Raw genomic sequence first — 9,204 nt, 5'->3', positions numbered from 1 at the left:
GTGGGTGTGCGGGATCTCCGGTACAAGATGATCATGGCGTTGAACGCGGCGGATCTGGGTGACCCGATCTGCGAGCAGGTGGCCGAGATCTGCGCTGAGATCGCCGAGCAGCACTGCGCCGAGTTCGGTCACACCCCGCAGCTGCGCACCGGTGAGATCGCCGAGCTGGCCACCGGCGAGCCGGCCCTGACCTGGGCGCCGTCCACCCCCGACACCGGGCAGCGTGCCTGGTGACCGCCCCCGCTCCCGCGGTCGACGTACGTCGGGCGGAGGACCGGTTCGCCACCCGGATCTCCTGGCTGGATTCCAAGCACTCGTTCTCGTTCTCCCGGCACTACGACCCGGCGAACACGCACCACGGGCTGCTGCTGGTCAACAACGACGACGTGGTCCGGCCGGGTGCCGGCTTCGAGACCCACCCGCACCAGGACATGGAAATCGTCACCTGGGTGCTGCGGGGCTCGCTGGTGCACCAGGACTCCACCGGCCACTCCGGGGTGATCTACCCGGGTCTGGCGCAGCGGATGAGTGCCGGCACCGGCATCCTGCACTCGGAGAAGAACGACGCCTGGCGGCTCAACAACCAGGAGCCGCACAGCGACCCGGTGCACTTCGTGCAGATGTGGGTGCTCCCCGACGAGCAGGGCGTCGACCCCGGCTACGAGCAGCTGGAAATCGAGGACGAGCTGCTCCGCGGGGGCCTGGTGCCGATCGCCTCCGGGATGGAGCGCTACGACGGAGCGTCCGCGATCCGGATCCGCAACCGGTACGCGACCCTGCACGCCGCCCGGCTCGGCCCCGGCGACGAGGTCACCATCCCGGACGCGCCCTTCGTGCACCTGTACGTGCCCGACGGCACGGTCACCCTGGAGGGCAGCGGCCCGCTCGGCACCGGCGACGCGGCCCGACTCACCATGACCGGCGGCCGGCGGGTAACCGCGGACGAACCGGCCGAGATCCTCGTCTGGGAGATGCACGCCACCGTCGCTGACCCCACCGGCACGGCGGGGTCAGGCGACCGGGGATCAGGCGGGGGACTCGGTGCGGTCGCCGGCCCAGGTGGTGTGGAACGAACCCGCACGGTCGACCCGCTGGTAGGTGTGCGCGCCGAAGTTGTCCCGCAGACCCTGGATCAGCGCGGCGGGCAGCCGCTCCGCGCGCAGCGCGTCGAAGTACGCCAGCGACGACGAGAACGCGGGCGTCGGCACACCGGCCCGTGCCGCGTCGGCCACGACCCGCCGCCAGCTCGGCACGCCGGCGCCGACCGCCTCGGCGAAGTACGGCGCCACCAGCAGCGTTGGCAGGTCCGGCTGCTCGTCGTACGCCTCACGGATCCGGTTCAGGAAGCGGGCCCGGATGATGCAGCCGCCCCGCCAGATCGTCGCCGTGCCGCCGAGGTCGATGTCCCAGGCGTACTCCTTGCTGCCGGCGCGAATGTGGTCGAAGCCCTGCGCGTACGCGACGATCTTGGAGGCGAGCAGCGCCCGGCGGACGTCCTCGACGAACGCGTCCCGGTCGGCGACCTGCCACTTCTCACCGGCGTCCGGGAACGCCCGCCGCGCCGCCTCGCGTTGGTCGACGTGCCCGGACAGCGAGCGGGCGAAGGTCGCCTCGGCGATCCCGGTGATCGGAATGCCCAGGTCCAGTGCGCTCTGCACGGTCCACCGGCCGGTGCCCTTCTGCTCGGCCCGGTCCTGCACGATGTCGACGAACGACCGGCCGGTCGCCGCGTCGGTGTGCGCGAGCACGTCGGCGGTGATCTCGATGAGGAACGACTCCAGCTCGCCGTTGTTCCAGTCCCGGAAAATCTCCGCGATCTCCGCCGGCGTCGCGTCCAGACCGGCCCGCAGCAGGTCGTACGCCTCGGCGATGAGCTGCATGTCGGCGTACTCGATGCCGTTGTGCACCATCTTGACGAAGTGACCGGCGCCGTCCGGCCCGACGTGCGTGCAGCACGGCACGCCGTCCACGTGGGCGGCGATCTTCTCGAACATCGGCCCGAGCTTGGCGTACGACTCGGCGGAGCCACCCGGCATGATGCTGGGCCCGAGCAGCGCGCCCTCCTCGCCCCCGGAGACGCCGGTGCCGCTGAAGTGCAGCCCCTGCGCGCGCAGCGCCTCCTCGCGCCGGCGCGTGTCGGCGAAGTGGGCGTTGCCGCAGTCGACGATGATGTCGCCCTCCTCCAGCAGCGGCACCAGCTCGTCGATCACGGCGTCGGTGGGCGCGCCGGCCTTGACCATCACGATCACCGCGCGGGGCCGTTCCAGCGATGCCACGAAGTCGGCCATCGTCTCGCCGGGCACGAACGTGCCCTCGTCGCCGTGCTCGGCGACCAGGCTGCGGGTGCGCGCAGGTGTTCGGTTGTGCACCGCCACCGTGAAGCCGTTGCGGGCCAGGTTGCGGGCCAGGTTGCGGCCCATCACCGCCAGCCCTGTCACACCGATCTGCGCCGTCGCCTGTTCAGCCATCCGTGCCGCCACCTCTCGTCACCACTATTGGCGTTTGGAAACTTACCGTCATGCGCGCCGATGCGGGCCAGCGATCGTGCTCCCGTTACAAGGAGTGGGACGGGAGCGACCAGAAGTGGTGGTTCAGCCGTCGGTGAGACGTGCTTCGATCCGGGCGACCTTCCCGGCGAGAGCATCGGTGACCCCGGGCCGGACGTCGGCCTTGAGAACCACGCTCACCCGGGGCGCCTGCGCGGCCACCACGTCGACCGCCCGTTTCACCACGGCCATCACCTCGTCCCACTCGCCCTCGACGGTGGTGAACATGGCATCGGTCCGGTTGGGCAGGCCGGACTCGCGGACCACCCGCACCGCCTCGGCGACCAGGTCGCCCACGGAGTCGCCGCCGCCGAGCGGGGTGATCGAGAACGCGATCAGCATGTGCCGATCGTGCCAGTAAATCGGGTGCGCGTCCGGCCGGCGCGCTTAGGGTACGGACATGCGTAACTGACGCCCCATCTTCCGAGCCGGCCCGCCGCCCCGCGTCGCGGTCCGTGCGCTCCCGGGCGTCCCGCATCTTCCCGCCGCCGTTCGGCGGCCCTGCCCGACACCGGTGAGCGGTCCCTTCCCCATTCGACCGTCGCGTTGCGGCGGTCAGCAGCCGATCCGACCGTCCGCCGGAGCGCGGGACCGGCCGTGACGGTCGGCACCGAAGGAGGTCCGGATGCCCGCCAGGCGCAACCCGAAGAAGTCCCGTACCCCGAGAGCGACGCCGCCCCGCCCCGGCCCGGCGGCCAACCACGGCCCGCTCCTGTCCAGCCGCCCCGACCTCGACCTCGCGGTCGAACCCATCGAGCCGGCGTTGCCGGCGGTGCTGGTCGAACCCGCCGAGCCGGCGGTGCTGGCCGAGCCGGTGGTGCCGGCGGCGGTTCCTGGTGAGCTGGCGCCGTCGATCGACGTGCCCCCGGCATTCGACGCGCCGGTGATCGCGGAGCTGCCGAAGGCGCAGGGTCGATCGACGGCGCCGACGGCCGGACCGCTGCAGGGTGGTGGGGGCCGCGCGGGGGGCGGCCGCAGCCAACAGGCCGGCCAGACCCGCCGTTACGCCTTCCGCCGCAGCTGACCGATCCGTACCCGTCCCGCCATGGGTGGCCTCCTGCGCTGACGAGGCCACCACCTCCCTGATTCGTGCGGGGCGGCCGGGAGCGCCGGCGAGGGCTCAGCCGATCAGGGGGCGGAAGGTGCCGGCGAGGACGCTTGCGGTCAGAGCCGCTCCGGCCAGGACGATCGACCCGGCGATCAGCAGGGCGTCGGCGCGGGTGAAGGACTGGCGTCGGGCCACCGTGCGCGGTGTGCCGGCGTCGAAGCCGCGCGCGTCCATCGCCACCGCCAGCCGCGTGCCCCGGCGGATCGCCCCGACCAGCAGCGCGAACGCGGTGGAGGTGAACAGCCGTAGCTTCGCCACCGGGTTGCGTCCGGCGTCGACGCCGCGCGCCCGCCGCGCCATGCTGATCATCTGCCATTCCTGTCCGAGCAGCGGCACCAGCCGGAACGCGGCCAGCGCCCCGATGGCGAACCGGGCCGGCGCCTTCGCGTTCTGCACCAACGCGTCAGCCAGGTCGGTGGGGTCGGTGGTGGCGAAGACGATCACACCGGGCAGGGCCACCGCGAACACCCGCAGCACCAGGCCGAGCGCGGTGAGCAGCACGCCGGTGGTCACCAGCACCGGCCCCGCGTCCAGCAGGACCCGGCCGGAGCGGTCGGCGGCGAACAGCACCAGGGTGACGAGGATGCCGGCGGCGCTGAGCAGCAGCGGCAGTGCCCGCCGGGCCAGCACCCGGTAGCGGATGCCGAACAGCGGCAGCAGGGCGAGTTCGAGCGCGATGGCGATGGCCGGGGCCACCGGGTCCAGGGTGGCCAGCAGGATGAACGAGAAGACCAGCGCGGCGGCCACCTTCGCCACCGGGTTGCGGCGGGCCAGGGGCGCGCCGGGCGCGGCGACCGGCTCGATGCTGATCATCGGCTGCCGTCCGGGGTCCGCTTGAGCGTGACAGTGCGGTCGGCGAGCGCGGTGACGAAATCCGCGTCGTGGGTGACCGCGACCACGCCGTGCCCGGCGTCGCGCAGGTCGGCGAAGAGGTCGACCAGCTCCTGCCAGGTCCGCCGGTCCTGGCCGAAGGTGGGTTCGTCGCAGATCAGCAGGCGGGGCGCGGTGGCCAGGGCCGTCGCCACACTCAGCCGCCGCGCCTCGCCACCGGAGAGGGTGTACGGGTTGGCCGCCGCGAGCCGTGTCAGCCGCAGGCGCTCCAGCAGCCCGGCCACGGTGTCCTTGACGGCCGCCTCGGGTTGGCCGGTGCGGCGCGGCCCGAGGGCCAGCTCGTCGAAGACGGTTCCGGTGACGAACTGGTGCTCCGGATCCTGGAAGACCGACCCGATGCGCCCGGCCAGCGCGGGCGCGCGCCAGCGGTGCGGGGGAGCGCGGTGATCCGACCCGGCCAGCTCGGCGGACGCCGTGACCCGACCGGTTCCCGGTCGCAGCAGCCCACCGAGCAGCAGGGCCAGGGTGGACTTGCCGGCGCCGTTGGGTCCCCGCACCGCGAGCGCCTCGCCGGCGCGTACGGCCAGGTCGGTGGGGCCCAGCCGGGGCGGTAGGCCGAGCCGGTCGTCGGCGAGCAGCAGGTCCCCGGCGGCGGCGGTGGCCGGCCGGGGCGTCACGGGGTGACCGGGCACCCACACGCCCTCGGCGGCGAGGGTCGCGCCGTGCGCGGCGAAGACCGCCTCGGGTGGCCCGTCGGCGCGCACCCCACCGCCGGGTTCCAGGACGACCACCCGGTCGACCAGCGGCAACGCCTCGGCGACCCGGTGCTCGACCAGGATCAGCGTGGTGTCGGCGTCCAGAGCGCCGGCCACCGCCTGCCGGACCAGGGTGGCGCCGGCCGGGTCGAGGTTGGCGGTCGGCTCGTCGAGCAACAGCAGGCCGGGCCGCAGGGCCAACGCGCCGGCCAGGGCGAGTCGTTGCTGCTCACCACCCGAGAGCGCGGCGGTGTCGCGGTCCCGGGAGTACGGGAACCCGACCCGGCGCAGCGCCTCGTCGACCCGGGGCCAGATCTCGTCGGTGGGTACGCCCCGGTTCTCCAGCCCGAACGCGACGTCGTCGCCGCTGCGGGCCATCACCAGTTGCGTCTCCGGGTCCTGGAAGACGATGCCGACCCGTTCCCGACCCTTGCGCGGGTCCAGCCCGTCGATCTCGACGGTGCCCTCCTGCTCGCCGGAGTCCTCGGGCAGCAGCCCGGCCAGCGCGCTGAGCAGGGTGCTCTTGCCGGCCCCCGACGGGCCGAGCAGCAGAACCCGCTCCCCGTCCTCGACCCGCAGGTCGACCCCGCGCACCGCCCAGGCGCGCCGCCCGGCGTGCCGCCACCCGAACCCCCGCAGCAGTACCCCGCCCACCGAACCCTCCCTCCCGGCCGCGCGCCGCTTGTCCGCTGGTGATCAAGAGGCTCGCGTCAGAACTTCGTCTCCCGTTGACGCAAACCTCTTGATCGACGCGGTCAGATCAGGGCGCGCTCCTGGGCCACCGGGAAGCGGTCCAGGGCGCCGGTGTTGGCCAGGGCGCGGGTGAGCAGCCAGCCACCGGCGCCGGCGATCACGGTGGCGCTGACGATGGTGAGCAGGGCGTACGGGATGCGGTAGTCACCCAGCGCGTAGTCGACGTTCCAGACGAAGAAGTCGAACAGCGCGGCGCTCAGACCGGTCAACGCGCCGGCCAGCACGGCGGTCGGCAGGCGGAACGACCGGTACCGGAAGGCGGCGAACGCCAGTTCCGCGCCGATGCCCTGCACGATGCCCTGCGGGATCACCGTGCCGGCCCACTGGCTGCCCAGCAGCGCGGAGAGCACCGCCGCCACCGTCTCGCAGTAGAGCGCGGCGCCGGGCTTGCGGATGACCAGGCCGCCGATGACGGCCGGCATCAGCCAGACGCCGTAGAGCAGGGTCTGGGCCGGCGGGAAGAAGGCGAACGCCCCCTCGGTGGCGCTCCAGACCAGACCCCAGGCCCAGAAGATGACGCCGAAGGCCACCGCGATCACCGAGGCGACCACGATGTCGATGGTGCGCCAGCGGTTGGTGGTGTTGTCCATGCTGTGCTCCCAGTTCAAGGAAAAGAACCAGGAGAAGACGCACGCCGCGTCCGGTGGCGCCGGACGGCGGCGCGGCTGGAGGTCGACCGAACTCCCTGCGCTGGCATTACCCAGATCAGGTTCGAGGGTCTGCGGGCGTGCCCGCACTCTCAGCGCTGTGCGCTCCCCTGTCGGATGTGAAGTTGTCTCGCTGACGCTAGCACCGACCAGGCGTACCAGCCCAGCAGGGCGTCCGCCCCACCTCGGCGGCCTGCCCGCCGGACGCCGGCTGGGTAGGCTGACGATCATGCGGATCGACGCACGAGGTCTCACGTTCGAGGTACGCGCCGGTGGGCCGCCGGACGGCGACCCCGTCCTGCTGCTGCACGGCTTCCCCCAGCACAACGGCGAGTGGGACGACGTCGTCCCGACGCTGCACGCGGCCGGGCTGCGCACGTACGCGTTGGACCAGCGCGGCTACTCGCCGGGCGCCCGCCCGGAGGCGGTGACCGCGTACCGCATCCCCGAACTGGTCGCCGACGTCGTGGCGGTGCTCGACGCGCTCGGCCTGGACGCCGTCCACCTGGTCGGTCACGACTGGGGCGCGGTCGTGGCCTGGGCGGTGGCCGCCGGGCACCCGGAGCGGGTTCGCACGCTCACGGCGGTGTCCGTGCCACATCCCGCGGCCATGGCGCAGACCCTGGCCAGCGACGCCCAGCAGAAGGCGCGCTCGTCGTACATGGCGCTGTTCCGGATGCCGGGCAAGGCGGAGAAGGCGCTGCTGACCTTCAACGCGACGGGCCTGCGCAAGATGCTCGCCGGTGTGGGTGACGCGTCCCGGGTGGACCGCTACGCCGACCCGATGCGCGAGCCGGGCGCGCTCACCGCCGCACTGAACTGGTACCGGGCGATGTCCGGATCCGACCTGGCCGGCGTCGGCCCGGTCGGGGTACCCACCACCTACGTGTGGAGCGACCGGGACGTCGCGATCGGCCGTACCGCCGCCGAGGCGTGCGCCGGTCACGTCACCGGCGACTACCGTTTCGTACCGCTGACCGGGGTGACGCACTGGATCCCGGACGCCGCTCCCGGCCCGCTCGCCGAGGCGATCCTGGCCCGGGTCGGCGGGACGGCCTGAGCCGGCCGATCGGAGAGGCATCGTGATCATGGACGCCGGCGGCCGGGCACCCAATCGTCCGATCGCCGTGCAGTTGGCCCGCAACCGGACGACGGAGGACGCATGACGGTAAGTGCCGAGGACTACCTGGCCGTGGTGACCGAGACGATCGGTCGGGTGGCAGGCAGTCAGCGGGAGGCGGTGGGGCGGGCCGCCGACCTGATCGCCGACGCGGTCCGTGCCGACGGGGTGGTGCACGCGTTCGGCACCGGCCACTCGGAGGCCCTCGCCATGGAGATCGCCGGGCGGGCGGGTGGGCTGGTGCCGACCAACCGGATCGCGCTGCGCGACCTGGTGCTGCTCGGCGGTGAACCGGCCGAGCGGCTCGGCCCCCTGCTGGAGCGGGACCCGGCGGTGGCGCACCGGCTGTACGAGCTGGCCCCGGTACGGCCCGCCGACGTGTTCGTGCTGGCCTCGAACTCGGGCGTCAACGGCGCGATGGTGGAGTTCGCCGCGCTGGTGAAGGAACGCGGTCACGGGCTGGTGGCGATCACCTCCGCGCTGCACTCCGGCCGGATGACCTCCCGGCACCCGTCCGGGCGCAAGCTGGCCGACTTCGCCGACGTGGTGCTCGACAACGGTGCGCCGTACGGCGACGCGACGCTGCCCCTGCCCGACGGCGGCGCGGTCGGCGCGGTGTCCTCGATCACGGCGGCGCTGCTGGCCCAGCAGGTCACCGTGGAGGTGGTGGCCCGGCTGCTGGCGGCGGGGGAGCGGCCCCCGGTCTACCTGTCGGCGAACATCCCGGACGGCGACGCGCACAACGCGGCGCTGGAGGCCCGGTACGCGGGCCGGATCCGGCGCGGCTCCTGAGTTCGGCCCGGAGGGCTGGGTGTCCAGCAGGTGACCGGGAGGTTTCGTGAACCTGTTTCGCGCTCGGCCGGGTGGGGCATTGGCGTTGCTGCCGGCGGCCGGGACCGCCGGCAGTAGCGTCTCACCGGAGGTAGCGCGTGTCGAAGGAGACCGAGAAGCAGCGTTGGCAGCGCAACTTCGCCGACCTGTTGCAGGAGTTGCGGGTCGCCCAGACCGGCGTGCAGATCCTCTTCGCATTCCTGCTCACGCTGCCCTTCAGTAACGGGTTCACCCGGACCACCGAGTTTCAGCGCGACGTCTACATCGTGGCGCTGCTCGCGGCGGCCGCCGCCACCGCGATGATCATCTCGCCGGTCGCGTTCCACCGGGCGCTGTTCCGGCAGGGGCGCAAGCCGGAGTTGGTCCGCTTCGCCCACCGGATGGCCACCGGCGGCCTCGCCTTCATGCTGATCGCGATGGTCAGCGCGGTGCTGCTGATCACCGACTTCGTGTTGGACCGGCCGATCGCCTTCGTACTCAGCACGCTGGCCGGCCTCTGGTTCCTCATGTTCTGGGTGATCCTGCCGTTCGCCCGGCGCAACTGGGGCGAGGACGACGTCGACGACGAGGACGACGACCCGGACATTCTCAGCGGTCGCTGATCGCGCTCGAT

Annotated in this window: 10 protein-coding genes, 1 pseudogene and 1 riboswitch; of the genes and pseudogenes, 6 read left to right on the top strand and 5 right to left on the bottom strand. The window is 72.8% G+C overall.

What is annotated here, in order from left to right:
- Positions 1-234 (top strand): hypothetical protein (locus tag JNW91_RS14865; RefSeq protein ID WP_238425011.1); only part of this gene is annotated, 234 nt, incomplete at its 5' end.
- Positions 231-617: pseudogene (locus JNW91_RS32290) on the top strand (pirin family protein); the annotation flags it as partial. The gene JNW91_RS14865 and the pseudogene JNW91_RS32290, both read left to right, overlap by 4 nt.
- Positions 618-1,025: 408 nt before the next feature.
- Here the strand turns inward: JNW91_RS32290 and gndA are convergent.
- Both gndA and JNW91_RS14850 read right to left on the bottom strand, forming a co-directional pair.
- A complete protein-coding gene (gene gndA, locus JNW91_RS14855; RefSeq protein ID WP_203175687.1) occupies positions 1,026-2,468 on the bottom strand; it encodes an NADP-dependent phosphogluconate dehydrogenase in 1,443 nt (480 codons plus the stop codon).
- Between the two features lie 123 nt (positions 2,469-2,591).
- On the bottom strand, positions 2,592-2,888 hold the full coding sequence (locus JNW91_RS14850; protein ID WP_203175686.1) for an MTH1187 family thiamine-binding protein: 297 nt from the start codon (positions 2,886-2,888) through the stop codon (positions 2,592-2,594).
- 283 nt (positions 2,889-3,171) lie between these two features.
- Between JNW91_RS14850 and JNW91_RS14845 the strand changes: the two genes are divergently transcribed.
- Positions 3,172-3,570, top strand: coding sequence for a hypothetical protein (locus tag JNW91_RS14845; protein WP_203175679.1), 399 nt, complete (start codon positions 3,172-3,174; stop codon positions 3,568-3,570).
- Between the two features lie 96 nt (positions 3,571-3,666).
- Here JNW91_RS14845 and JNW91_RS14840 read toward each other — a convergent pair whose 3' ends face one another.
- The 3 genes from JNW91_RS14840 to JNW91_RS14830 all read right to left on the bottom strand — a co-directional run bounded on the left by JNW91_RS14840 (position 3,667) and on the right by JNW91_RS14830 (position 6,583).
- Positions 3,667-4,467 carry an energy-coupling factor transporter transmembrane component T family protein gene (locus JNW91_RS14840; protein ID WP_203175677.1) on the bottom strand — a complete coding sequence of 267 codons (801 nt, stop codon included), beginning with the start codon at positions 4,465-4,467 and terminating at the stop codon, positions 3,667-3,669.
- Complete coding sequence (locus JNW91_RS14835; RefSeq protein ID WP_203175675.1) at positions 4,464-5,894, bottom strand: ABC transporter ATP-binding protein; 1,431 nt, start codon at positions 5,892-5,894, stop codon at positions 4,464-4,466. Before JNW91_RS14835 ends, JNW91_RS14840 begins: the two co-directional genes overlap by 4 nt.
- 101 nt (positions 5,895-5,995) lie before the next feature.
- Complete coding sequence (locus JNW91_RS14830; protein ID WP_139587406.1) at positions 5,996-6,583, bottom strand: ECF transporter S component; 588 nt, start codon at positions 6,581-6,583, stop codon at positions 5,996-5,998.
- Between the two features lie 74 nt (positions 6,584-6,657).
- Positions 6,658-6,762, bottom strand: a riboswitch (TPP riboswitch).
- A 107-nt stretch (positions 6,763-6,869) separates the two neighbouring features.
- Here JNW91_RS14830 and JNW91_RS14825 point away from each other — a divergent pair.
- The 3 genes from JNW91_RS14825 (at position 6,870) to JNW91_RS14815 (ending at position 9,193) form a co-directional block, all read left to right on the top strand.
- Positions 6,870-7,700, top strand: a complete 831-nt coding sequence (locus JNW91_RS14825) for an alpha/beta fold hydrolase (protein ID WP_203175673.1) — start codon at positions 6,870-6,872, stop codon at positions 7,698-7,700.
- 102 nt (positions 7,701-7,802) lie between these two features.
- Positions 7,803-8,552, top strand: coding sequence for a sugar isomerase domain-containing protein (locus JNW91_RS14820; protein ID WP_203175671.1), 750 nt, complete (start codon positions 7,803-7,805; stop codon positions 8,550-8,552).
- A gap of 137 nt (positions 8,553-8,689) precedes the next feature.
- Positions 8,690-9,193 (top strand): DUF6328 family protein, encoded by a 504-nt coding sequence (locus JNW91_RS14815; protein ID WP_203175669.1) that lies wholly within the window; start codon positions 8,690-8,692, stop codon positions 9,191-9,193.
- Positions 9,194-9,204 lie beyond the last annotated feature (11 nt).

This window comes from Micromonospora parastrephiae (assembly GCF_016802865.1).
GTDB lineage: Bacteria > Actinomycetota > Actinomycetes > Mycobacteriales > Micromonosporaceae > Micromonospora > Micromonospora parastrephiae.
The sequence above is the reverse complement of the archived record's forward strand: the minus strand, read 5'-3'. Positions and strand labels throughout refer to the sequence as shown.